Here is a 22177-nt window from a genome sequence, read left to right as displayed (position 1 = left end):
TGATGGGCCGCGTCGGCGGCGGCGTATACGGATGGGCCTGCGCCAGGCACGCCCTGCACCTCATAGACGGTGGTGGCGGCGTGAAGGCGACATGCCCATCACTGTCATGCGGCGGACATACGCAGAAGGCGCCGGCATTGCTGCCGGCGCCCTTCTGCATCTCCTGCAACTACAAAAGCAATTGCAGTTACAGCGGACGACCGATGCCCGAGCAGGTGCTCGGATTGTTCACCGCACCGGCATTGCTGGCGGTGGCGAAGCGCGTACGGACGGCATCACGCCAGGCCTTGGTCAGCGGAATGAACTTGTGCGCGCGGATCGCGTCGTCATTCGGGCCCTTCTCGACGCCGTTGGCATCGACGACGCTGCCGTAGTGACGGGCCAGGAAGGCACGCACGTTGGCGCCCACAGTGCCGTTCTTGTAGCACTGGCCGAACACGAAGTTGGTGTAACCGGCAATCGGATAACCCGCGTTCGGGTTGCCGAACACCGGCACCCAGTTCGCCGGGTTCTCGGCAGCGGCACCGGTCGGCGGCGCAGCGGTTTCCAGCGTGGCCTGCACGCTCACTTCATCCGGCGAGAAGCCCTTGACCTTGGCGATCTTGGTGGCATCGGTCAGGCTCGGGATCACGTCCGGACCGACGTAGCCGACGCGGCCGTCAACGGCATAGACGGCGTTGTACAGCGAGGTGCCACCGGTGGCCGGTGCGGCGATGAAGTTCGACGGCACGGTGGTGAACAGGTTGGCGAAGGTCGACTGTACCGAGAATGCCGGCACGCCGTTGGTCAGCTTCAGGTTGGTGCCCGACACGTCAGCCGGCTGGCAGGCGCTGGTCAGGAAGCGGCTCAGCAGTTCGCTGGTGCCGCTGCTTTCGCCGCGGTAGACAACCTGGATGGCGCCGGTACGGCCCAGGCCCGCCAGCTGGCTCCAGTTGTTGATCTTGCCGGAGAAGATGCCGCAGATCTGGGTGACCGACAGGTCAACCGCCGAACCGGCCTTGTTGAACGGAATGGTGACCGAGGTGGCGACCGACGGGATCTGCACCAGTGCGCCATAGCGGTTGGCATCGCCGGACACGTTGTAGGTGCTGTTGTAGGTGCTCAGCTCGGTGCCGCTCAGCACCGAGTCGCTGCCGGCGAAATGCACGGTGCCGGTGGCCTGGAACAGGCTGGAGTTGTTTTCCAGGAAGGCCTTCTTGCCGGTGCCCGAACCGGTCACGGCGTAGCTGAAGTTGGCCGGCAGGATGCTGTCGGCCTGGCCCTTGTACAGGTCGGCCGGCAGTGAGGCGCCGCCGCCGGTGACGGCGGTCTGGGCCGAGGCGGCACCGGCGGTGGCCAGCAGCGCGGTGGCAACCAGCGCGGCCAGGGTCTTGTACTTGTTCATGATCTTCTCCTGAAGGGTTTACTGCGAAGGTGAAACACCAAGGGAGGAACGGTCACTACACGCCTGCTGCCGCCGAGGGCCTCCCAGCCCACTCTGCGGCGACGTGGCTATGCTGGTCCGCGCCGATGACAGGCCGCTTAAGAAACCTGTGGAGGACCGGAAAAAGGTGTGGAGCTTTGTGTGGAGAATCGAAAGCGTGGCGACATGCCAACCGTGACTGTCGTGACGGGTAGCGTCCCGCGTCGACTGTGTAGAGCCGACTGTTGGTCGACTCGCGCGCGAAGCGCAGGCCTTTGACGCCATCTGCGCATCATTGCACCAGCTGGTTCATTTCCATGATCGGCATCAGCACCGCCAGCACGATGGTCAGCACCACGCCGCCCATCACCAGAATCATGGTCGGCTCCAGCAACGCGGTCAGTGCCATCGCACGGCGTTCGATCTCGCGCGAGATGGTCTGTGCGGCGCGATCCAGCAGCGATGCCAGCGCGCCGGTCTTCTCGCCACTGGCCACCAGATGCACCAGGATCGGCGGATACACCTTCTGCACCTTCAACGCCGCGCCCAGTGCCGCGCCTTCGCGCACCCGCGCGGACACGTCATCGGCGCAGCGCGCCAGCAATGCATTGCCAAGTGTCTGCCGTGCCGCCTCCAGCGCACGCAGCAACGGCACACCGGCATCGAGCAGGATCGCCAGCGTCGAGGCAAAGCGCGCACTGTTCACGCCCAGCACGAAGCGCCCGATCATCGGCACCCTCAGCAGCAGCGCATCCCAGCGCAGGCGCAGCTCGGGCCGGCGCAGCGCCAGCCGCCACGCCACCACCAACGCGGCAAGGCCCAACCCCATCCACACGCCCCAGCTGCGTACGAATGCACTGGCCGCCAGCATCACCTGGGTCAGCATGGGCAGCGTCTGCCGCGCCTGCACGAACGCGGTCACAACCTGTGGCACCACGTAGCTGAGCAGGAAGATCACGATGGCCACCGACACCAGGCTGATCGCCGCCGGGTAGATGAAGGCGGTCAGCACCTTGGCCTGCAGCGCGTTGCGCTCTTCGATGTAGTCAGCCAGGCGCTCCATCACGCGCGCGAGGTCGCCGGAGTCTTCGCCCGCACCCACCAGTGCCCGATAGATCGGTGGGAAGTCGCGTGGGCGCGCCGCCAGTGCTACCGTCAAACGCTGACCTGCACGCACGTCGGCGCGCACAGCGGTGAGCGCCTGGGAAACATGCGGGCGTTCGGCCTGTTCGATCACCGCACTCAACGCCGCTTCCAGGGGCAGGCTCGCCGCCAGCAGGCTGGCCAGCTGACGCGTGGCCCAGGCCAGCTCGCTGGCAGACAGCCGTCGCGCGCCCCAGCCGGCACCGGCACCGCGTGCCGCACTCACCTGTACCGGCGTCAGTCCACGCCCGCGCAGCAGCTGGCGAGCGCCGCGCGGGCTGTCGGCATCCAGTTGCCCCTTCTCGATGCGCCCCTGTGCGTTGGCCGCCTGATAGTCGAACAGTGCCATGGCCGCCTCAGCCGTCGCCGGTGACGCGCAGGATTTCTTCCAGCGTGGTCACCCCGCTGTCAACCCAGCGCTGGCCGTCCTCGCGCAGATTGCGCATGCCGGCACGCCGCGCCGCCTCGCGCAGCGCGGGCTCGCCCTGCCCTTCATGGATCAACGCACGCACACGCTCATCCACCACGAACAGTTCGTGGATGCCGGTGCGGCCGCGATAGCCACTGTTGGCACACGCCGAACAGCCCACCGCACGCCACACCGTGCGGCCCTCGTCATCCACCTCGGCACGCCGGCACTGCACGCACAGCCGCCGCACCAGCCGCTGCGCCAGCACGCCACGCAATGAAGAGGCCAGCAGGAACGGCTCCACCCCCATGTCGGCCAGACGGGTTACCGCCGAGATTGCATCGTTGGTATGCAGCGACGCCAGCACGCCATGGCCGGTCAGCGATGACTGCACCGCAATCTGCGCGGTTTCCAGGTCACGGATCTCGCCGATCATGATGGTGTCCGGGTCCTGGCGCAGGATTGCGCGCAGCGCGGCGCCGAAGCTCATGCCGATACGCGCATTGACCTGGATCTGGCCGATACCGGCGAAGTCGTACTCCACCGGGTCTTCTACGGTGAGGATGTTGCTGGTGCTGCTGTCTAGCTGGCCCAGCGCGGCGTACAGCGAGGTGGTCTTGCCGCTGCCGGTCGGCCCGGTGACCAGCACGATGCCGTGCGGTTGCCGGATCAACCCGGTGAATGTGGCCAACGTATCGTCGGCCATGCCCAGGCGCTGCAATTGCAGGCGGCCTGCGTCCTTCTCCAGAAGGCGCAGCACGGCGCGCTCGCCGTGCCCGGTCGGCACGGTGGAGACACGGATGTCCAGCGGCCGGCCGCCGACCCGGATCGCGATGCGCCCGTCCTGCGGCAGTCGCTTCTCGGCAATGTCCAGGTGGGCCATGATCTTGATGCGCGACACCAGCGCTGCATGCAAGGCGCGGCGCGGCTGCACCATGTCGCGCAGCGTGCCGTCGACGCGGTAACGCACCACCGAATGGGTCTCGAACGGTTCGATGTGCAGGTCGCTGGCGCCGTCGCGCGCAGCCTGTGCCAGCAGCGCGTTGATCATGCGGATCACCGGCGCGTCGTCCTGCGCATCCAGCAGATCGGTCACCTCCGGCATGTCCTGCATCAACCGGTCCAGATCCACTTCACTTTCAGCGGCACCGACCACCGCTGCGGCATCGCCGCCGTCACGGTACTGCTCGCCCAACCGTTGCTGCCATGTGGCCGTGTCCAGCGCCTGGAATGGCAGCGGTCCGTGGCGGCGACGCAGCTCGGCCACCGCCCACGCGGCGGTTTCGGCCGTGCCCAGCAGCACGGCCTCTCCCCCCGCTTCGGCCAGCATCACGCCATGGCTGCGCACCCAGGCGTACGGCAGTGGCGCGGGCGCGCTCACGGCCCGATCACCAGTTCCGGGGTGTAGCCCAGCCCGCGCAACTGCTGCAACGCCGGGTCCAACCTCGCCGGATCACGCGGCAGGCGCACCCGCAGGCGCTGGCCCGTTTCACCCGGCGTGGCCTCGGCATAGGCCTGCAATCCCAGCGCCCGCACCTGCGCCACGCCTTGGCTCGCGCGTGCCGGGTCCAGTCCCTGCGCAAACTGCACCAATTGCGCATCGCCGTCGCCGGCCGGATACAGCGCGGCCAGGCTGGTGCTCTGCAGCGGCTGGCCCTGGCCATCGCGCGCGTTGCCCTGGCCGAGCACGGACAGATCCTGCGGCGGCAACTGTGGCGCCGACAATGCCGGCAACGCCCAGCTCTGTACCGGCTGCGCACCCGCCTGTGCGTTGCGCATGTAGTCGTAGCGGTCGCGGGTCAAGCGCTGCCCGGCGGCCGGGTCGCGCACCACGTGCGGGCGCAGGAACACCATCAGATTGGTCTTTGCACGCTTGCGGGTGTCACTGCGGAACAGCGCCCCCAACACCGGGATCTTCCCCAGGCCCGGCACCGCATCGCGGCCATGGCTGACGCTGTCTTCCAGCAGGCCACCGAGCACCATGATCTGGCCGTCGTCCAACAGCACGCTGGTGTCCAGTGCGCGCTTGTTGGTGATGATGCCGGCCGTACTGTTCGCGCTCTGCGCATCGATGCTGCTGACTTCCTGGTAGATGTCCAGCTTCACCGTGCCGCCTTCGGAGATCTGCGGGCGCACGCGCAGCTTCAGGCCCACGTCCTCGCGCACGATGGTCTGGAACGGATTGTTGCTGCCGCCGCCGCCATCGGTCACGTAGCGGCCGCTGACGAACGGCACGGTCTGCCCCACCATGATGCTGGCCGCCTCGTTGTCCAGCGTCATCAGGTTGGGCGTGGACAGGATGTTGGCGCCGCCCTTGCTCTGCAGCGCATTGGCCAAGGCCTTCATGTTGAGGATCTGGCCGACCCCGGGCAAGTTGAGGGTGCCGTCGATCACGCCGATCTTCAGGCCATCCTTGGGCAGCACGTCCAGGGTGGTGCGCGCGGCGGTGTTCAGGCCACTGCCACCGGTGGCGCCACCGAAGTGGGTGCCGCCGAAGGTACGCCCATTGCCCAGCATCCACTGTACGCCCAGTTCGGCCGCGTCGGTCTGGTTGACCTCCACGATCAGGCTTTCCACCAGCACCTGCGCGCGGCGCTGGTCGAGCTGGTCGATCACCCGGCGCAGATTGCGGTACACCGGTTCCGGCGCCGAGATCAGCAGCGTGTTGGTGGCCACATCGGCCTGCACCGAGATGCCGTTCTGGCTGAAACCGGTGCTTCCGGCATCGATCGGATCACGCCGGTTGGGATCCAGCCGCTGTGATTCCAGCGCATTTCCCCCGCTCTTTGCCTGCTGTGGCTGCGTCGGCTGTACCGGCGGGGTGCGGCCGGCGTCGCCGGGCAGCGGCGTGACGCCTTCGGTGCTGCCCATCGCCGGCGCATCACTCTGCCCGGCCACCACCCCACGCAGCACGCCAGCCAGCTGGTTGGCCTGGGCGTTGCGCAGATAGACCACGTGCAGGTTGCCCGACTCGTCCTGCGCGCGATCCAGCTTCTCCACCAGCTGCCTGGCCAGGCGGGTGCGGCCAGGGCTGCTGGAACGGAGCAGCACGCTGTTGCTGCGCGGATCGGCCATCACCACCACCTTCTGACTGGTTTCGGCCCCCTGCGCATCCAGCAGCGGCGCGACCATCGCCGCCACATCCACCGCGATGCCCTGCTGCAGCTTGACCACGTCGGTGTCCATGCCGGCCGGGGTATCGACGCTGGCGATCACCCGCGCGATGCGCTCAAGGTTGTCCGCATAGTCGGTGATCACCAGCGTGTTGTTGCCCGGATTGGCGGTGATCGGATTGTCCGGGCTGATCATCGGTCGCAGCACCGCCACCAGCGCGCCAGCATTCTCGTAGCGCAGCGCGAAGGTGCGTGTGACGATCTCACCGCCCGCGCCGCCGCTGCCCACGCGGCCGCCCAGCAGCTTGGCCTCGGCCTGTGGCACCACCCGGCTGACGCCGCCGTTCTCGACCACGGCAAAACCACGCATGCGCAGCGCCCCCAGCAGCAGCTGGTACGCCTGGGTACGGCTGACCGGGCCGTCGGAAACAACGGTCATCTTGCCGGTCACGCGTGGATCGACCAGGAACTGGCGGCCAGTGAAGCGGGCCGCCATGCGCAGCACGCCACCGATATCGGTATCGACCAGGTTCAACTGCACAGGCTCATCGTGGGCGTCCTGCGCCCATGCCGACGCCGGCGCGTGGGCCATGCCCACGATCAGCGCCAAGGTAGTGCTCCAGGCAAGGCTGCGCATCGCCCTCATGGATGGCCACCGGTAGCGAGCGCCATCACGATGTTTCCGGAAATCCGTGCCGCCGGCATGTTCGCATCCCCTGTGCGTGTCAGTTGCAGCTGCTGAAGCTCGATGGCCGGGTCGGCCAGCAGCGGCAGCAGCCAATTCCACAGCGCGTCGGCGGGCACGGCCTGCACCTGCAGGTGCCAGCGCCCTTCACGCGCTTCGATGTGCAGGCCGTCGGCAAGACCGGCCACCTTGATGCCATTGCGCAGCCCCGCCAGCGTCGGGCGCTGGCCCTGCGCCTGTTGCTGGCGCTCGCGGGCTCGCAGCAACGGAGCCAATGCACGGGCCTGTGCCTGCAAGCGCGGCAGCTCGGCCTGCCAGTGGCTGCGCTGCTTCAGCAGCGGCTCCAGCCAGAACGACCAGAGCCCTGCGGCCAGCAGCGCCACCGCCATCACCCCCAGCATCAGACGCTCGCGCGGTGGCAGGCGCTGCCAGCGCTGCGACAGGCCGGCCAGCGAATCACCGAAGCGCGCAGCACGAGTGGTCACTGCCCGCCTCCGCTCACGCGCAGGCGTCCACTGCGCTCGCGCGCCAGCTGCAGGCCCTGCGCCTGCGTCGCCTGTTGCCACTGCTCCAGCCGCTGAGCGTCGTCGGCCACGGCCTGCGCATCGGCATCCAGTTCCAGTTCCAGCTGCCCGGGTTGGTAGTGCAGGCCACGCACCCGCCCCGCCAGCGCCGGGATCGCCTGCAAGGTGCTGGCCGCCTGGCGCTGCACCGGCGGCAATGGCACTGCCGGCAGCGGCACCGCCAACGCCCGCCGCGCCTGCAGCACCGGGTCCACCACCTCGGTGATCTCCGGGAAGTGCGCACTGAGCTGCCGTGCCATGTCCTGCTGCAGCGCCTCGCCTTCGCTGCGCCAGCGCGACACCTGCAACTGCAGGCCAAGCGCTGCCAGCAGCATCGCCGCCAGCGCCAACCCGATCGCCAGCCGCGGCGCCTGCCGAGCGTTGCCAGGCAGAGGCAGAGACCAGCCGGGCAACGGTCCACATGCCTGCTGTGGCTGCCCGACCGCCGTTGCCGGCAGCGTCGTCGGCCATGCCGATGGCACGCTGCCGATCCATTGCACCGTGTGTGCACCGGTCTGCTGAAGCCGCGCGGCCAGCGCCTGCATCACCGCCGCTGCGTCACGTCCGCCACACCACTGCGCGAAGCCGCGCTCGCGCCCGCTGCGCACCAGCAGGTGTTCACCACAGGCCTGCAACGTGGCCTGACCCGGCGCCCACGGCAGCAGCAACGGCGTGGGATACAACGCACGCAGCTGCAATCCGCTGGCGGCGAGCACCTGCTGGGCCTGCATGACTGCCTGCTGGCCAAGCCAGGCCACCGGCACCGTGCCATCGACGGCCTGGCTGCCATGCGCCAGCGCCACGTCCTGCAGGTCATCGAGCAGCATCGCTTCCACTTCGCCGTGCAGCGCCGCTTGCAGCCGGCGCCCGGACAGCGGCGGCAGCGCCAGCTCCAGCAGGATCAGATCGTGCGCATCGAGGCAGGCCAGCACCTCGCCCCGCGGGTGCCGCTGGCCCAGCACCGCCAGGGCGTCACAGCCATGCGCCAGCACCTCGCCTTTGCGCATCAGCGCCCACGCCACCGGACTGTCGGCACGCAGTTGTTCCAGCACCGGCAGGCGTACCCGTAGCTGAGCGTTCATGCACCGATCCTCGTCCACACCCGCTGCACGCGCACCCCGTCATCCCGGTACTCGCGCCAGATCAGCGCGCGGAACTCGACCGCACTGCCGTCGGCCTGCACCTGGCCGACCGCAAGAAACCATTCACTATGGATACCCAGGGGAAGCATCGCCATCTGTTCGTCGCTCAGTTGCAGTCGGTTGGCGATGTCGCCACGGTTGAGCAGCCAATGGCCACCATCGCGGTCGCCCAGCAAGGCCTGCAGCCGCCCGCGCTCGACACCGGGCGCAACGGCCTGCAGCACGCTGATGTCACTGGTATTGGCGTTGATCAGCGTTTGCGCCGGCAGTACCACCGTGCGCCGCGACAGCGCCTGCACGACCATCGGGTCGGAACCGGCCAGCGCCTGTTCGATCAGCGACTCACGTGGCAACGGCGCCTGGGCCTGCATATCACCATCACGCAGGCGCGCCTGGATGTAGTCGGCAGCGCTGCCGCACGCTCCTTGCTCCAGCCCCTGGCTGCTGCACAGCGCCACGAACGCACGGCGCGCGTCGGCATCGGCCTGGCCGTGCGCGAGCAGGTTGCGCAGGTTGAACAGCGACTGCGCGTCGACCAGCTGCAGCTGCACCGGCAACGGCGCCTGCAACTGCAACGGGCGCGCCCACCGGCCACTGCGGACCGTGGTCAGCTGCTCGCGCACATCCTCACGCAGCTGCTGCGCGGCGCGCTCCAATGTGGCATCCACCGCCATGCGCACCTGCGCGCGCAGCTGGTCGCCACGCAGCGCGCGCAGCTGGGCGGCCTGGCGGGTCAGCAGGGCGGTGGCGATCACCGCCACCAGCGCCACCACCAGCATCGCCACGATCACCGCCATGCCGCGCTGAGGGGCAAACCGAACCGAACGCTTCCGGGGTGACATCGACCCGCCTCACAGCTGCCAGGAGCCGATGTCCGCGTTTCCGGCGTCGCCGCCGGGCTTGCCGTCCGCGCCCAGCGAAAAGACATCGATATCGCCGTGGCTGCCGGGAACCTGGTACTGGTACGGATGCCCCCAGGGGTCATTCGGCAGCCGGTCGAGGTACGGCGTGGCCGACACCGCGCCACTGCCCTGCGGTGGCTTCACCAGCGCCTGCAGGCCCTGTTCCGCACTGGGGTAGCGCCCATTGTCCAGCTTGTACAGTTTCAACGCCTGCATCAGGGCGGCGATGTCCTGACGCGCTGCCACCATGCGCGCCTGATCGGGGCGATCCATCAGGCGCGGCACAATCAACGCGGCCAGAATGCCGATGATCACCACCACCACCATGATCTCGATCAGGCTGAAACCCTGCTGCCGCGCCCGGCGACCACCCAACTGCCTTGCCATTGTTCCGCCCTCGTCATCCTGGAAGAGACCGCTGCACCATGGTCAGCGGTGCATGTGTCAGTACGATAAACATCCGCCTGCAATTCGCTGCGCAGGTGCCTGCGCTGGCGTGCCACGCGCACGCTGGCGGCACACCGCCTCCAGCAGATGCGGTGGAACGGCGGCCAGCGCGCTGTCGATGCAGTCGCGCAGCAGTGGCTGCGTGCAGGCGTGCAGCAGACGCACACACTGCATCGGCGACCAGGCCGTGCCGTGGTCGAGACCGATGAACTGCCGGTAAGCCTGGTGGTAGCGCAGGTCGTCGTAAACGCGCTGCGCGCTGTCCAGGCCCTGAAGCATCACCAGCAGTGCAGCTCGCTGCAGCGTGCGCGGGTTGCCTGCCTCAAGTGGCAGAGCGCTCATGGCCGCGTCGGGCCAAGGGTGCAGCTGCAGATCGAGGGCACTGCGCAGCGCCATCAGCGGGTGCGAACTGCTGTCCAGTGTGGCCCAGCGTGCGGCATCGGCCCAGGCGTCACTGGACAGCACCCAGACCCACGGGTGGCCGTAACGCTGCACATTCAAGGGCGCGTGCCGCGCCTGCTCCAGTGACTGGCTCAGGTGGCGATCCAGTTCCAGCATGCTGATCCTGCGACTGTCTGCCATCGGCGTCGCCTGTGCTCCGCGACGCGGGATGCGCCGTACTCTGGAGAAGACGTCAGCAAGGCAGGTGAAGCGACAGCGCAATCGCAGCGGTGTGCGTTGGGTGGCGATTCATCGGTACTGTCACCGCAACGTCATCCGCCTGCAGGCTTCGCGCTCCAGCCGTGGCGCATCGCCACCGCAGCGGCGCGCCAGCATCGCCACATCACTGCGGGCGGCGAACGCGGCCAGCGCATCGGTCATGCCTGCGTCGTCGCAGCACGCCGCCATCGCAACGCGCAGCGCTGGCAGCTGCCATCGGTCCATCACGCCACGGGAGCCGGCCACGAACCAATGCCACAGCCGATGGTGCAGCACCTGCTCGTGCAGCTGCGCCAGTGTGTCGACGCCGTGCATGCCTGCCAGCAGCAGTGCGCGGGCAAGCGCTGCGGGCGGCAGCACACCGCCTTCAGCCAGCGGCAAGGCCTGTTGCTGAAGGCGCAGCAGCATCCCCAACGGATGCGACTGGGGATCGAAGTCCAGCAGTACCGCCTGTTGCTGCCACAGCGCGTCGGACACCACGCACACCCATGGCGAGCCGTAGCGATGCACCATCAATGGCCGTCGTTGCGTGGTTTCCAGCAACGCCGACAGATTGCGGCGCAGATCCAGCACACCGATGGTCTCGTTGCGCATCCTTGGCCTCCCTTGCTTGCAACAACCGTCCGCGGCGCGCACGGCCAGCGTCTTCACCTAACCAAGGACGGCAATGCCACCCGGAAAGCGACGCAGATCCAGCGACATCGTCAGCCGCAGCTGCTCCAGCGCCGCATCCGGATCATCAATGCGGAAGCGGCCGCTGACCCGGGCACGCGCCAGTGCCGTCCCGCCCAGCAGCACCTTGCCACGGCGATAGCGGTTGATCTCGTCGACCACCTCGCGCAGCGGTGCGCGGCGGAACACCAGCATGCCTTCGGTCCAGGCACTGGCTTCGGACGCCACCGCTTCAGCCACAACCCCGCTGAGGCGCTCGTCATACCGGGTCTGCTGACCGGCCTGCAGTTGCAGGCGGCCCTGCGGGTGTTCGATGCGGACCGTACCCCGCAGGCAGGTCACCCGCACCTGGGCGTTGGTGTTGCGCACGTCCAGCCGCACCGGGCCGTCATCGACGATCACGCACCCCGGCCCGGCGAACAAGGCCAGGTGCAGGCCAGCCCGGGTTTCAATCGCGGCCTGTCCCTGCACCAGTTCGAAGCCTTCACCTTGTGCGTCAGCGCGACGGCGCAGGCTGCTCTGCGTATCCAGGTCGATCTTCAGCTTCGGCGAGGGCGCGAACTGCAGCCGTTCACCGGTGCCGGTGTGGAAATCGGCGGTCATCGCCGTCACCGACGGCCACAGTCCCAACGGTGGGCGGATCGCCGCCGCCACCACCAGACTGGCCGGTGCGGCGATGGCCGCACCGAGGAACGCGCGGCGGCTCCAACGCTGCACCTGGGTGGGAGCCACCGGCTGGCGCGCGGCCGCCGGCAGCTGCTCCCCGGCCAGTCGCACCTGATCCCATTGGCGGCGCGCGCGGCCGAACGCCTCGCGATGACGCGGGTCGGCCTCGCACCACGCGCGGAACCTGCGTCCATCGGCAGCGGTCGCTTCACCCGAGGTCAACCGCACCACCCACGCGTGGGCCTGACGCTCGACGGCATCCAGCGGGCGTTGCGGGCGATCGTCAGCGTCCATGGGGGCTCATGCCGGACCCGCACGCTGCGGGGTTCTGCTCGGCGTCAAAGTGTAGACGGTTGCCGTCGCTCAGAACCGCACCTGGCGCCCCTGCCCATTGCGCTCGGCCAGGTAATCCTGGGCCGCCTTCAGCTCGCGCTGCACCAGCCGCAGCGACACGCCCAGGTGGTCGGCCACATCGCGCTGCTGCAGGCCATCGACGCGGATCGCCAGCAGGATGCGGCGGCGGCGCTCGGGCATGCGCTGCAGCAGGCCGACCATGTCCTCCAGCGCGAAGTCCAGCTCGGCCGCCTGCGCCGGGCCCGGCGCCGGGTCGGCCATGTCCATCAGCGTATCCACCTCTTCCAGGCTCAGCAGGCGGTGGTCGGCGCGCTGGCGGTCGATCACGGTGTTCATCGCCATGCGCAGCAGGTACGCCGCCGGGTTCTGTACCGCGTCCAGACGATCACGGCGCGCGCTCAGGCGCAGCCAGGTGTCCTGCAGCGCGTCGCCGGCCAGCTCCTCCGAACCCAGCTTGCGCACCAGCCGGCGCTTCAGCTCGTCGTAGGCCCCCAGAAGGTGATCCATCAGGTCAACTGCCCCAGCCGTACCGTTGCTCATGTTCGAATCCTTGAAATCATGGAAGGGGCAAGCGCCGGCCACAGTCGTGGTCGGTGCCGGAAGGACGGATCTGCAGCGTCACCGGCTGCGGCAGCGCGGCGGCATCGGCCGCCACCACCAGGCCCTGCAGCGCCTGCAGCAGCCGCGCGTCACGGCGGGCACTGCCACTGCCGGACACCAGTTCGGGCGCCTGCACCCGGCCTTTGCTGTCGACACCGAAGCGCAGCGTCGCGGCGTAGGGGCCAGGGGAGATCCCGGGGTCATCACAGAACGCTTCACGCAGGCGCTGCTGCAGGCCGCCGTAACGGCGCCGGCGCTCGGCCTCGCCAAGCCCGCCGTCGAAAACTGCGTCGGCCATCGGCTGCGAACCCCGTCGCAGCACCACGCGCTGCTCACCGATCACCTCGGCCTCGATGCCCGAATCCTGCAGCAGGGCCAGCAGCGCGGGCAGCGGCGCCAGGCTGGCGCGCAACGCATGGCTGCTGCGGCCTGCGGCAAGATCGCCCGGGTACATCACCGACCACCCGCTGATGACGCTGAAGCGCTCGATGGCCTGTTCCAGCGGCTGCGCGGGCATGTCGTAGGCGTGAACCGCGTCCTGCGCGACCGCAGCGGCAGAGGCCAGCAGCAGCCATCCGGCGATGGCCAGCCTCCACGTTCTGATCGCACGGTGTCCATTCAGCCCCCTGACGTAGAACACATGACCCTCGGCAGCGACAGCAGCTGCAAGCGGGACACACCGTACCGGGGGCACATGTCATTGCGATGACTGCCGCCGGCGGCCTGGCGTCGGGGCAGGCTCCGTAAAGCCAGTCACGCATCAGGAATCAAGGAATCGAACAGACATGATCATCTGCTCCTGGGGTCAGAGCCTGTTGCGCAGCATCGGGATCCGACCCCGTGCCGCCCCAAACGTGTCGACCACGGTCGACACCCACCAAACGCAGATCATGCCGTTCCGGCAGATCGTGGAAATCTGTCGAAGGCGGGGTGGGTCCGGTTGCAGGGGTGTCCGCGGCATGGATGCCGCGGCCAAGCCCCCATGGACGGGTTTACGGCGTCCCCTGCAACCGGACCCACCCCGCCATCCCACGGAATGCACGCTGTTGCTTCGGCTGTTGCTCCTGAGGTTGCCGGCCAGCGGCCGGCACTACCGCGGGGGCCGGGTGCACCCCGGTCAGGCGCCCGCTCAGAGCGGCAGCTGGGTGGTCTGCTTGATCCGCTGCATCGGGATCTCGGTCTTGGTGTTCTGCACCCCGGCGATCCGGTTCAGGTGCTGCATCTGGAACTGGCGGTAGGCGTCGAGGTCGGCCACCGCCACCCGCAACAGGAAGTCGCAGTCACCAGCCATTAGATGACATTCAAGCACTTCCGGGAAAGACTTGATGCTGTTGATGAAGTGGTTGGTGGTGTCCTCGTCCTGCCCGCGCAACCACACCCGCACGAACACGGTGAAGCCACGGCCCACCTTGGCCTCGTTCAACAACGCCACATAACGGTCGATATAACCGCCCTCCTCCAGCAGCCGCACCCGGCGAAGGCAGGCCGAGGGCGAAAGCCCCACCTGGCGGGCCAGTTCCAGGTTCTGCAAGCGGCCGTCGCGCTGCAGGGCATCGAGGATGCGGCGATCCAGATTGTCGAGCTGGTAGTGCATGGCATTTCACTCATGGCCGGATGGGCCGCATGGAATGCCAATATTCCTCAAAGTAATGGCAGCAACGCAACCCGATTTCGCGAACGGACCGCTAGCATGGGCCATCCCCACTTCGTTGCTGCTTCATGGACGCCCGTACCACCCTCCCCCTGCCGGATGCCGCCTGCGATACCGCCCCGCGCGCCGAATTCCTGCGCGGCCTGCGCGCCGCCGTGCCGGTGATGATCGGCTTCATTCCCTTCGCCCTCGTGCTCGGCGCCCAGGCCGCCCAGAAAGGCCTGAGCGCACTGGAAGTGCCGCTGATGACCGGCCTCAACTTCGCCGGCGGCTCGGAATTCGCCGCCGTTGAACTTTGGACCTCGCCGCCGCACATCGCGCTGATCGTGGCGATCACCGCGCTGGTCAACAGCCGCCATCTGTTGATGGGGGCCAGCCTGGCCCCGTTGCTGCAGCACCTGCCGCGCCGCCGCGTGCTGCCGGCATTGTTCTTCATGTGCGACGAGAGCTGGGCGCTGGGCGTGGCCGACGCACGCCGCCGCGCCCTGGGTTTCAGCCTGGCCTACTACCTGGGCGTCTCGGCCGGCCTGTACACGGTGTGGGTGGCCTGCACCGCGCTGGGCGCGATCATCGGCCCGATGCTGGGCGATATCCACGCCTATGGCTTCGACATGGCCTTCCCCGCCGTGTTCCTGGTGCTGCTGCGCGGCATGTGGCAAGGCATGAAAGCGGCGCGGCCGTGGCTGGTGAGCCTGGTGGTGGCCGCTGCCACCTACCTGCTGATCCCGGGCGCGTGGTACGTGGCCAGCGGTGCACTGGCCGGCCTGGCCGCTGCCTGGCTGCTGGCGGAGGACGCGGCATGATCTTCAACGGACTGATCCACTGGACCTCGGTGCTGACCATCGTACTGATGGCCGCCGCCACCTACCTCACCCGCATCGTCGGCTTCCTCGCGCTGCGCAACCGCACGCTGAGCAAGCGCGCGGTCACCGTGATGGAAGCCGCGCCAGGCTGCGTGCTGATCTCGGTGATCGCCCCGGACTTCGTCGCCGACAAGCCGGCCGACCTGGCCGCGCTGGCGATCACCCTGCTGGCCGCCACCCGCCTGTCGATGCTGCCGACCGTGCTGATCGGCGTGGTCTCGGCGGGTGTGCTGCGCTACCTGATGGGCTGAAACGCTCACCCCACCTGTAGCGCCGAGCCCATGCTCGGCTTGCGCGAACCGCAGCCGAGCATGGGCTCGGCTCTACAGATCGAATCTGCGCTGCGACACCGCGTCGCAGCCCATCGCGCCACCCGCTTGACCAATATCAAAACGCCCGCCGCCGTGCGGGCGTATCTCTATGCAGGACCCGAACACGCCGGCGTTTCCGGCCTCCACAAGGACCCTGCGATGAGCTACACCCCCGACAACGCCCAGCTGCTGAATGCCCTGCAGAACGTCATGGTGATCTCCATCACCGACCTGCAAGGCAACATCACCTATGCCAACGACCTGTTCTGCACGCTCACCGGCTTCGCCCGCGAGGAGCTGATCGGCCAGCCGCACAGCATCGTGCGCCACCCGGATGTGCCCAAGGCGGTCTACAAGGACATGTGGGACACCATCAAGGCCGGCAAGATCTGGACCGGCATCGTCCCCAACCTCGGCAAGGGCGGCGTGCTCTACGTGGTCGATACCACCGTGCAGCCGCTGTTCGACACCGAGGGCAACATCGCCTCCTACATCAGCATCCGCCGTGTAGTGAACGACCTGATGCAGAACTACGACCTGGTCGAGTTCAGCAAGGACAAGTTCGACGACTTCTACGAGGCAGCGTGAACGCCCTGCCAGCACACTCGCCCATCAGCCGCCTGCTGGTGGGCTTCGCCTCCGAGTCGGGCAATGCCCGCGCCCTGGCCCAGCGCCTCGGCGCGGGCCTGCAACCCCATCAGCCGCAGGTGCTTGCGTTCAACGACATCGATGTGGCCAGCCTCGGCCAGGGCGATGTACTGCTGGCGATCTCCAGTTCGTTCGGTGACGGCGAACCGCCGGCCAATGGCGAACAGTTCTTCGAAGCCCTGCGGCAGACGCCGACCCTGAACGGGCTGCGCTACGCCGTGTTCGGTCTGGGTGACACCGGCTACCCCCGCTTCTGCGGCTTCACCAAGGCGCTGGACAACGCACTGAGTGAGCGCCAGGCGCAACCACTGCTGCACCGCGTGGACGCCGACCGCGGCTACGAGCAGTTCTTCCAGCAATGGCAGCCGGTGCTGGGCCAGGTGCTGCAGGGCGACCTGGGCGCTGGTCGTGACCTGCGCCTGCAGGTCACCGCCTATGCTGAAGACAACGCCTTTGCCGCGCGCGTGCTTGAACGCCGCCGTTTGAACAGCAGTGACCCTGCCGCCTGGCATCTGCAACTGGATATCGCCGGCAGCGGCATCGCCTACCGCGCAGGTGACACCCTGCATGTGGTGCCGGAGAACGACCCTGCGCTGCTGCAGGGGCTGGCGGACTGGTACGGTGATGCCGGCGCCGTGGCCACGCTGCACGACCGCGAACTGCGCCTGCTGGGCAAGGGTGTGCTGCGCGAAGTAGCCAAGCTCGGTGGCAGCGAGGAGCTGAAGGGCCTGTTGAAGGTCAGCCAGAAGCGCGAGCTGGAGGCCTACCTGCACGGCCTGGACCTGCTGGATGTGCTGCACGACCACGCCACCCCGGACAGCCTGCCGCTGGCACGCCTGCGCGAGCTGCTGTCGCCGTGCCTGCCACGTGCCTATTCGATCGCCTCGCACCCGCGCGACGGCCAGCTCAGCCTGTGCGTGCGCGAAGTGCGCTACACCCTGCGCGGTCGCGAACGCTGCGGCACCGCCACCGGCAGCCTGCTGCATGGCGGCACGCATGCCCGCGTGTACTGCCGTTCCAATCCCGACTTCCATCTTCCTGATACGGATGAAGCGCCGTTGTTGCTGGTCGGTACCGGCACCGGCATTGCACCGCTGATGGGCCTGATACAGGAAGTGCAAGCCAATGCCGGCCAACACGAGGTGCATCTGGTGTTCGGCGAGAAGCATCGCGCGCACGACTTCCTGTACCGCGAGCAGCTGCAGGACTGGCAGGCAGGCGGTGTGCTGGCCGGCCTGCATACCGCGTTCTCGCGCGATGGTGCCGAGAAGGTCTATGTGCAGCATGTGCTGCAGCAGCGCGCTGGCGAGGTGCGCGACGTGCTCGCCCGAGGTGGGCATCTGTACCTGTGCGGCAACAAGCGCCATCTGGAAAGCGCGGTACGCGACGCCATCGATGCCATCGGCGATGAAGGACGGTGGGATGAGCTGCGCAATGAAGGCCGCATCCATTGCGAGCTGTATTGACGTGTCCATGGGGTAGAGCCGGCCGCTGGCCGGCTGTCCACGATTTCCCGGTTGCCGGCCAGCGGCCGGCACTCCCCCCCACCGCTCAGCCGCCGACGATGCGACCGTCCACCACCCGCGCCACCTGCTGGCCGAACATCGCCACGTCCTGGGGGTCGTGGCTGATCAGCAGCAACGGAATGCCCGTCTTGTCCAGCACGGCGGCCAGTTCCTGGCGCAAGTGGTCGCGCAGGTCATGGTCCAGCGCAGCGAACGGCTCATCCAGCAGCAGCGCCTGTGGCTGCGTCACCAACGCCCGAGCCAGGGCCGTGCGCTGGCGCTGGCCGCCAGATACCTGCGAGGGCAACAGATCGCCCACACCGTCGATGCGGAACGCCTGCAACCATTGCTCCGCGGCATCGAACCGCTGCGCGGGGCGCGGATTCAACACGCCCTTGCGCAGCCCGAACGCCACGTTCTGGCGCACGCTCAGATGCGGGAACAGCGCGTAGTCCTGGAACACATAGCCCAGCCGCCGGCGCTGCGGCGGCAGATCGACACCGCGGGCCGCATCGAACAGGGCGTGGCCCTGCAGGTGTACATGCCCCTGGTCAGGCCGCAGCAATCCCGCCACCGCCTTCAGGGTCAGGCTCTTGCCGGCACCAGAGGGGCCGCACAGCACCACCTGCCGCTGCGTGCACTGCAACGCCACGTCCAGCACGAACTCCTGGCCCGCAGCCCGCAGTCGACGCTGCACCCGCAGATCAAGCCACATCGCGCAGCTCCCGGCGGCGTCCGCCCACCAGCCGCGCGGCCAGCAGCAGGATCACGATGCAGACCACCGACGTCAGGATCACCAGCGCATTGGCCCGGCCATCCTGACCGGCCTGCACCGCCTCATAGATCGCAATCGACAGCGTCTGTGTGCGGCCGGGAATGCTGCCGGCCACCATCAGCGTGGCGCCGAATTCGCCCATCGCACGTGCGAAGGCCAGCAGCAATCCAGCAAGGATGCCGCGCCAGGCCAGCGGCAAGGTGATGCGGAAGAACACCTCCACCTCGGAAACCCCCAGCGTGCGTGCCGCCTGCTCCAGTTGCCCGTCCACTTCTTCGAAGGCCGCCCGCGCCGGCTTGAATACCAGCGGCAATGACGCGACGGCGGCGGCGATCACCGCCGCCTGCCAGGTAAATACCAGATTGATGCCGAACCACGACTGCAGCCACGCACCGATCGGGCCGTTGCGCCCGATCAGCACCAGCAGGTAGTAGCCCAGCACCGTCGGTGGCAGCACCATCGGCAGGGTCAGCAGCGAATCCAGCAGCTCGCGCCCGGGGAAGCGACGGCGGGCCAGCAACGCGCCCAGCGCCACGCCCAGCACCAGATTGATCGCGGTGGCCCATCCGGCCACCCTCAGCGACAACCCCAGCGCACTCCAGTCCAGATCCATGCTTCAGGGCTTGCCGAACCCATGCCGGGCCAGGATTGCCTGGCCCGGTGCCGAGCGCACGAAAGCGGCGAAGCGTTTCGCCTCCGCCGGCTGCGCGCTGGCCTTGATCACCGCCAGCGGATAGGCGATACGCCCGGCCACCGGCACCGCGAAGGCGCGGCGAACACGGTCGGGCATCGCCTGCGCATCGGTGGCGTAGACGAAGCCGGCGTCGACCTCACCGCGTGCCACATAGTCCAGCGACTGGCGCACGTTCTGCGTGGTGATGGCCTTGCCCTGTACTGCCGGCCACAGGCCCGCCGCTTCCAGTGCGCCCTTGGCGTAGCGGCCGACCGGCACGCTGTCCGGGTTGCCCAGTGCGACGCGTTGCACGCCGGTACCGGCCAGGTCCTTCAACGTGCGCGGCGCCACTTGCGCCTGTGGCGGCACCACCACCCAAAGTGCATTCACCGCAAACACCTCGCGGGTGCCGGCGGCCAGCAGGTCCTGCTGCTGCGCCTGGTCCATCGTGGTCTCATCGGCCGAGGCGAACACATCCACCGGCGCACCGCGGCTGATCTGCTGCAGCAGCACCCCGGAGGCGGCGAAGTTGAAATCCACCTTGGTGCCCGGGTGCGCCTTCTCATAGGCCGTGCCCAGCTCACGGAAGCTCTCGGTCAGGCTCGATGCCGCCGACACCGTCAGCTCGGCCGCCCACGCGGGCATCGCAGCCAGCATTCCCAGCAACAACAGTCCCGCGCGCTTCATGGTCGGCCCCTTGGCTGTCTCGTCAGTCCGGATCGGATTCCCTGGCCACGGCCAACGCCGCCAGCCGTTCGGGTTGCAGCAACAGCATCTCACGTTGGTTGACGGCAATCACACCTTCATCGCTCAGCCGGCGCAACACCCGGCTCACGGTTTCCGGCGCCATCCGAAGGTAGTTGGCAATCTCGGTCCGGGCCATGCTCAGGTTGAAGCGGGTGGCCGAGAAGCCACGCCGCGCGTAGCGCTGGGAAAGATCCAGCAGGAACGCTGCCATGCGTTCCTCGGTGCGGTGGTTGGCGGCCAGCGTGGCGACCTTACCGATTTCGGCACTGAGCAGGCTGAACAGCCGTGCCTGCAGTCCCGGCATGCGCGTGGCCAGCAGGCTCAGCCTGGGAAACGAGATCCTGCACAGATACACCGTATCCAGCGCCACCGCGTTGCAGGGGAAACGCGCGCCATGGATGGCATTGAGCCCGATCACCTCGCCGGGCAGGCTGAAACCCAGCACCTGCTCGTTGCCCTGGCTGTCGTCGACGAAGGTCTTGACCATGCCCGCACGCACTGCCGCGATCGAGTCGAACGGATCGCCGGCACGGAACAGGTAGTCACCGGCCTGGAACGGCCCCACGTGGTCCACCAGCACATGCAGCTCACCCAGCGCGGTCTTGTCGTAGCCCTGCGACATGCAGGCATCGGAAAACGCGCACGTGCTGCAGAAATGCAGTGCGTCGCCATCATCGGCCGCCGCCGGGTTCGGCGTGGCCGCTCGGGGCAAGGAAGGAGCTGGTGGCTTGAGGGGCATTGCAGCAACGAAGGAACGAAGGACACCATCATACGACAGCGCCGCACCGCCCCCTGTGCAGCGCGCACCTACTCCGGCGTGGGCTCTGGTCGCCGATGCGGACCACGCTGGCGCACGCTGTCGCGCACGTCCACGTCGAACTGCAGTTGCAGCAGGCTGTCGTCATCCAGCGCGATGCTGAAGCCCAGGCCGTCGCGGCAGGGCAATCGCTGCGCCAACGCCTCGACCTCTGCACGCGGCAACACCAGCCGGCAGAACGTGCCACCGTCGAGCAGCACCGCCTGCTCCCCGGCATGCAGCGACAGCGCCACACCCCAGCCACCACTGCCGCCGAAGCGGGTCAGGTTCTCCAGCGACTCGCCGGCCAGCAATCGTGCCAGATCCTGTTCATCCACGCGCAGGCGCATCGATTGCTGTTGCAGCTGGACTTTCATGGTGCGATGGACTCCCACTCCGACGGGGTATTGCAGTTGAGCAGCAGGGCGCGATCCTCCGCCGCAAGGGGCAGCCGGGTCACGCCCAGGTGCTCCTGCAGCGCGCGCAGTGAACGGCGCGCCGTGGGATCTTGAATCAGTTCCTGCAGCACGCATCGGCAATGATCATCGATCTGCAACCGCATCGGCAACGGTTCATCGGCAAACACCGTGCAGGATGTGCTGGTTTCCGCGCGTAGCCGTTGCAGCAGCGCCGCGCACAACAGCGGCGTATCCACCGGCACCACCCAGGCGGGCCCATCCGACATCTGCATCGCCACGCTGTAAAGCCCGCCCAGTGGACCGCAACGCGCGACGCTGTCCGGTACGCCACCGAAAGCCGGGTAGTCACCACTGATCCAGACCCGTCGTGCGCCGGCCTGCAGCAGCAGGGTCTGCATGTGTTCCAGCAGGGCGCGCCCCTGCCATTGCAGCAGCGCCTTGTCGCGCCCCATGCGGGTGGACAGGCCACCGGCCAGCACGATGCCGTCGATGGTCCCGCTCACGGCAGGGCCCCATCCACGCGTGGCATGGATCTACTGGCGTCAGGGGCTGTGGCTGTGCGCATGCGCCGGCCCGTCGTCAGCGTGGCACAGGCTGCAACCCTCGCTCCACGCGCTGTCGCCGTCCACGTAATGCTCCTGCTTCCAGATCGGGCACTGGTGCTTCACCGCCTCGATCAGCTGCCGGCAGGCGCGGAACGCCTCATCGCGGTGTGGGCTGCCTGCGGCCACCACCACCGCCACATCACCGATGCCAAGCCGGCCCAGGGCATGGGCCACATACAACTTCAACTTCGGGCCGAAGGTGGCCTCCACCTCGGCGGCCAGGCGCTTGAACTCATTCAGCACCAACGGCTCGAACAGATCGTAGGTAATGCCGGTCACCGCGCGCCCAGCGTTGACGTCGCGCACCTTGCCGATGAACACATCGATGCCACCGAATCCCGGATCGGACACCGCAGCAATGCCCTCGGCCGGATCGATCGCGGCCTGCGCGCGGTCCACCACCCTGGCGATGATCGTCTCGCTCAT

25 protein-coding genes are annotated in these 22177 nt (G+C 68.0%); 4 read left to right on the top strand and 21 right to left on the bottom strand.

Annotation, left to right across the window (positions count from 1 at the left end):
• Positions 1–187 precede the first annotated feature (187 nt).
• From LZ605_RS03705 to LZ605_RS03640, 14 genes are all read right to left on the bottom strand, one after another.
• Positions 188–1384 carry a substrate-binding domain-containing protein gene (locus tag LZ605_RS03705; RefSeq protein ID WP_107230722.1) on the bottom strand — a complete coding sequence of 399 codons (1197 nt, stop codon included), beginning with the start codon at positions 1382–1384 and terminating at the stop codon, positions 188–190.
• A gap of 310 nt (positions 1385–1694) precedes the next feature.
• Positions 1695–2894 carry a type II secretion system inner membrane protein GspF gene (gene gspF / locus LZ605_RS03700; protein ID WP_249843848.1) on the bottom strand — a complete coding sequence of 400 codons (1200 nt, stop codon included), beginning with the start codon at positions 2892–2894 and terminating at the stop codon, positions 1695–1697.
• A 7-nt stretch (positions 2895–2901) separates the two neighbouring features.
• Positions 2902–4335 (bottom strand): type II secretion system ATPase GspE, encoded by a 1434-nt coding sequence (gene gspE / locus LZ605_RS03695; protein WP_249843847.1) that lies wholly within the window; start codon positions 4333–4335, stop codon positions 2902–2904.
• Positions 4332–6713, bottom strand: coding sequence for a type II secretion system secretin GspD (gene gspD / locus LZ605_RS03690; protein WP_249843846.1), 2382 nt, complete (start codon positions 6711–6713; stop codon positions 4332–4334). The genes gspE and gspD overlap by 4 nt, the downstream gene beginning before the upstream one ends.
• Complete coding sequence (gene gspM / locus LZ605_RS03685) at positions 6710–7237, bottom strand: type II secretion system protein GspM (RefSeq protein ID WP_249843845.1); 528 nt, start codon at positions 7235–7237, stop codon at positions 6710–6712. The genes gspD and gspM overlap by 4 nt, the downstream gene beginning before the upstream one ends.
• Positions 7234–8397, bottom strand: a complete 1164-nt coding sequence (gene gspL / locus LZ605_RS03680; protein WP_249843844.1) for a type II secretion system protein GspL — start codon at positions 8395–8397, stop codon at positions 7234–7236. The genes gspM and gspL overlap by 4 nt, the downstream gene beginning before the upstream one ends.
• Positions 8394–9299 (bottom strand): type II secretion system minor pseudopilin GspK, encoded by a 906-nt coding sequence (gspK, locus tag LZ605_RS03675; RefSeq protein WP_279923405.1) that lies wholly within the window; start codon positions 9297–9299, stop codon positions 8394–8396. The genes gspL and gspK overlap by 4 nt, the downstream gene beginning before the upstream one ends.
• Positions 9300–9308: 9 nt before the next feature.
• Entirely contained in the window at positions 9309–9746 is a 438-nt protein-coding gene (gspG, locus tag LZ605_RS03670; RefSeq protein WP_249843842.1) for a type II secretion system major pseudopilin GspG, read from the bottom strand.
• A 57-nt stretch (positions 9747–9803) separates the two neighbouring features.
• Positions 9804–10388, bottom strand: coding sequence for a hypothetical protein (locus LZ605_RS03665; RefSeq protein WP_249843841.1), 585 nt, complete (start codon positions 10386–10388; stop codon positions 9804–9806).
• Between the two features lie 120 nt (positions 10389–10508).
• On the bottom strand, positions 10509–11060 hold the full coding sequence (locus tag LZ605_RS03660; protein ID WP_249843840.1) for a hypothetical protein: 552 nt from the start codon (positions 11058–11060) through the stop codon (positions 10509–10511).
• Positions 11061–11117: 57 nt separating this feature from the next.
• Positions 11118–12098, bottom strand: coding sequence for a FecR family protein (locus LZ605_RS03655; protein WP_249843839.1), 981 nt, complete (start codon positions 12096–12098; stop codon positions 11118–11120).
• A 69-nt stretch (positions 12099–12167) separates the two neighbouring features.
• On the bottom strand, positions 12168–12698 hold the full coding sequence (locus LZ605_RS03650; protein WP_249843838.1) for an RNA polymerase sigma factor: 531 nt from the start codon (positions 12696–12698) through the stop codon (positions 12168–12170).
• Positions 12699–12714: 16 nt separating this feature from the next.
• Positions 12715–13398: a TonB C-terminal domain-containing protein gene (locus tag LZ605_RS03645; protein ID WP_249843837.1), complete on the bottom strand. Its 684-nt coding sequence runs from the start codon at positions 13396–13398 to the stop codon at positions 12715–12717.
• Between the two features lie 489 nt (positions 13399–13887).
• Positions 13888–14352, bottom strand: a complete 465-nt coding sequence (locus tag LZ605_RS03640; RefSeq protein ID WP_107230735.1) for an Lrp/AsnC family transcriptional regulator — start codon at positions 14350–14352, stop codon at positions 13888–13890.
• 125 nt (positions 14353–14477) lie between these two features.
• Between LZ605_RS03640 and LZ605_RS03635 the strand changes: the two genes are divergently transcribed.
• The 4 genes from LZ605_RS03635 to LZ605_RS03620 all read left to right on the top strand — a co-directional run bounded on the left by LZ605_RS03635 (position 14478) and on the right by LZ605_RS03620 (position 17697).
• Positions 14478–15212, top strand: coding sequence for an AzlC family ABC transporter permease (locus tag LZ605_RS03635; protein ID WP_249843836.1), 735 nt, complete (start codon positions 14478–14480; stop codon positions 15210–15212).
• Entirely contained in the window at positions 15209–15523 is a 315-nt protein-coding gene (locus tag LZ605_RS03630; RefSeq protein ID WP_005409898.1) for an AzlD family protein, read from the top strand. Before LZ605_RS03635 ends, LZ605_RS03630 begins: the two co-directional genes overlap by 4 nt.
• A 219-nt stretch (positions 15524–15742) precedes the next feature.
• On the top strand, positions 15743–16171 hold the full coding sequence (locus tag LZ605_RS03625; protein ID WP_249843835.1) for a PAS domain-containing protein: 429 nt from the start codon (positions 15743–15745) through the stop codon (positions 16169–16171).
• Complete coding sequence (locus LZ605_RS03620) at positions 16168–17697, top strand: diflavin oxidoreductase (RefSeq protein WP_249843834.1); 1530 nt, start codon at positions 16168–16170, stop codon at positions 17695–17697. Before LZ605_RS03625 ends, LZ605_RS03620 begins: the two co-directional genes overlap by 4 nt.
• An 85-nt stretch (positions 17698–17782) precedes the next feature.
• Here the strand turns inward: LZ605_RS03620 and LZ605_RS03615 are convergent, their stop codons facing one another.
• The 7 genes from LZ605_RS03615 to LZ605_RS03585 all read right to left on the bottom strand — a co-directional run bounded on the left by LZ605_RS03615 (position 17783) and on the right by LZ605_RS03585 (position 22177).
• Positions 17783–18451 carry a sulfate/molybdate ABC transporter ATP-binding protein gene (locus LZ605_RS03615; RefSeq protein ID WP_249843833.1) on the bottom strand — a complete coding sequence of 223 codons (669 nt, stop codon included), beginning with the start codon at positions 18449–18451 and terminating at the stop codon, positions 17783–17785.
• A complete protein-coding gene (modB, locus tag LZ605_RS03610; protein ID WP_249843832.1) occupies positions 18441–19124 on the bottom strand; it encodes a molybdate ABC transporter permease subunit in 684 nt (227 codons plus the stop codon). The genes LZ605_RS03615 and modB overlap by 11 nt, the downstream gene beginning before the upstream one ends.
• Before the next feature lie 3 nt (positions 19125–19127).
• Positions 19128–19871, bottom strand: a complete 744-nt coding sequence (gene modA / locus LZ605_RS03605) for a molybdate ABC transporter substrate-binding protein (RefSeq protein WP_249843831.1) — start codon at positions 19869–19871, stop codon at positions 19128–19130.
• Between the two features lie 22 nt (positions 19872–19893).
• A complete protein-coding gene (locus LZ605_RS03600) occupies positions 19894–20670 on the bottom strand; it encodes a helix-turn-helix domain-containing protein (RefSeq protein ID WP_423172561.1) in 777 nt (258 codons plus the stop codon).
• A gap of 68 nt (positions 20671–20738) precedes the next feature.
• Positions 20739–21104 carry a hypothetical protein gene (locus LZ605_RS03595; protein ID WP_249843829.1) on the bottom strand — a complete coding sequence of 122 codons (366 nt, stop codon included), beginning with the start codon at positions 21102–21104 and terminating at the stop codon, positions 20739–20741.
• Positions 21101–21649, bottom strand: coding sequence for a molybdenum cofactor guanylyltransferase (gene mobA, locus LZ605_RS03590; protein ID WP_249843828.1), 549 nt, complete (start codon positions 21647–21649; stop codon positions 21101–21103). The genes LZ605_RS03595 and mobA overlap by 4 nt, the downstream gene beginning before the upstream one ends.
• 39 nt (positions 21650–21688) lie before the next feature.
• The gene (locus tag LZ605_RS03585; protein WP_249843827.1) at positions 21689–22177 is read right to left on the bottom strand and encodes a molybdenum cofactor biosynthesis protein MoaE; all 489 of its coding nucleotides are present in this window, start codon (positions 22175–22177) and stop codon (positions 21689–21691) included.

The organism is Stenotrophomonas maltophilia, from assembly GCF_023518235.1.
In the GTDB taxonomy this organism is placed as follows: Bacteria; Pseudomonadota; Gammaproteobacteria; order Xanthomonadales; family Xanthomonadaceae; genus Stenotrophomonas.
Note: the sequence above shows the minus strand (reverse complement) of the source record. Positions and strands in the feature narration are given on the sequence as shown.

Bases quoted from the DNA above. Each gene is read 5' to 3' on its own strand.
- LZ605_RS03705 (WP_107230722.1), bottom strand. From the start codon at position 1,384: ATGAACAAGTACAAGACCCTGGCCGCGCTGGTTGCCACCGCGCTGCTG.
- gspF (WP_249843848.1), bottom strand. From the start codon at position 2,894: ATGGCACTGTTCGACTATCAGGCGGCCAACGCACAGGGGCGCATCGAG.
- gspD (WP_249843846.1), bottom strand. From the start codon at position 6,713: ATGAGGGCGATGCGCAGCCTTGCCTGGAGCACTACCTTGGCGCTGATC.
- gspL (WP_249843844.1), bottom strand. From the start codon at position 8,397: ATGAACGCTCAGCTACGGGTACGCCTGCCGGTGCTGGAACAACTGCGT.
- gspK (WP_279923405.1), bottom strand. From the start codon at position 9,299: ATGTCACCCCGGAAGCGTTCGGTTCGGTTTGCCCCTCAGCGCGGCATG.
- gspG (WP_249843842.1), bottom strand. From the start codon at position 9,746: ATGGCAAGGCAGTTGGGTGGTCGCCGGGCGCGGCAGCAGGGTTTCAGC.
- LZ605_RS03665 (WP_249843841.1), bottom strand. From the start codon at position 10,388: ATGGCAGACAGTCGCAGGATCAGCATGCTGGAACTGGATCGCCACCTG.
- LZ605_RS03660 (WP_249843840.1), bottom strand. From the start codon at position 11,060: ATGCGCAACGAGACCATCGGTGTGCTGGATCTGCGCCGCAATCTGTCG.
- LZ605_RS03655 (WP_249843839.1), bottom strand. From the start codon at position 12,098: ATGGACGCTGACGATCGCCCGCAACGCCCGCTGGATGCCGTCGAGCGT.
- LZ605_RS03650 (WP_249843838.1), bottom strand. From the start codon at position 12,698: ATGAGCAACGGTACGGCTGGGGCAGTTGACCTGATGGATCACCTTCTG.
- LZ605_RS03640 (WP_107230735.1), bottom strand. From the start codon at position 14,352: ATGCACTACCAGCTCGACAATCTGGATCGCCGCATCCTCGATGCCCTG.
- LZ605_RS03635 (WP_249843836.1), top strand. From the start codon at position 14,478: ATGGACGCCCGTACCACCCTCCCCCTGCCGGATGCCGCCTGCGATACC.
- LZ605_RS03630 (WP_005409898.1), top strand. From the start codon at position 15,209: ATGATCTTCAACGGACTGATCCACTGGACCTCGGTGCTGACCATCGTA.
- LZ605_RS03625 (WP_249843835.1), top strand. From the start codon at position 15,743: ATGAGCTACACCCCCGACAACGCCCAGCTGCTGAATGCCCTGCAGAAC.
- LZ605_RS03615 (WP_249843833.1), bottom strand. From the start codon at position 18,451: ATGTGGCTTGATCTGCGGGTGCAGCGTCGACTGCGGGCTGCGGGCCAG.
- modB (WP_249843832.1), bottom strand. From the start codon at position 19,124: ATGGATCTGGACTGGAGTGCGCTGGGGTTGTCGCTGAGGGTGGCCGGA.
- modA (WP_249843831.1), bottom strand. From the start codon at position 19,871: ATGAAGCGCGCGGGACTGTTGTTGCTGGGAATGCTGGCTGCGATGCCC.
- LZ605_RS03600 (WP_423172561.1), bottom strand. From the start codon at position 20,670: ATGCCCCTCAAGCCACCAGCTCCTTCCTTGCCCCGAGCGGCCACGCCG.
- LZ605_RS03595 (WP_249843829.1), bottom strand. From the start codon at position 21,104: ATGAAAGTCCAGCTGCAACAGCAATCGATGCGCCTGCGCGTGGATGAA.
- LZ605_RS03585 (WP_249843827.1), bottom strand. From the start codon at position 22,177: ATGAGCGAGACGATCATCGCCAGGGTGGTGGACCGCGCGCAGGCCGCG.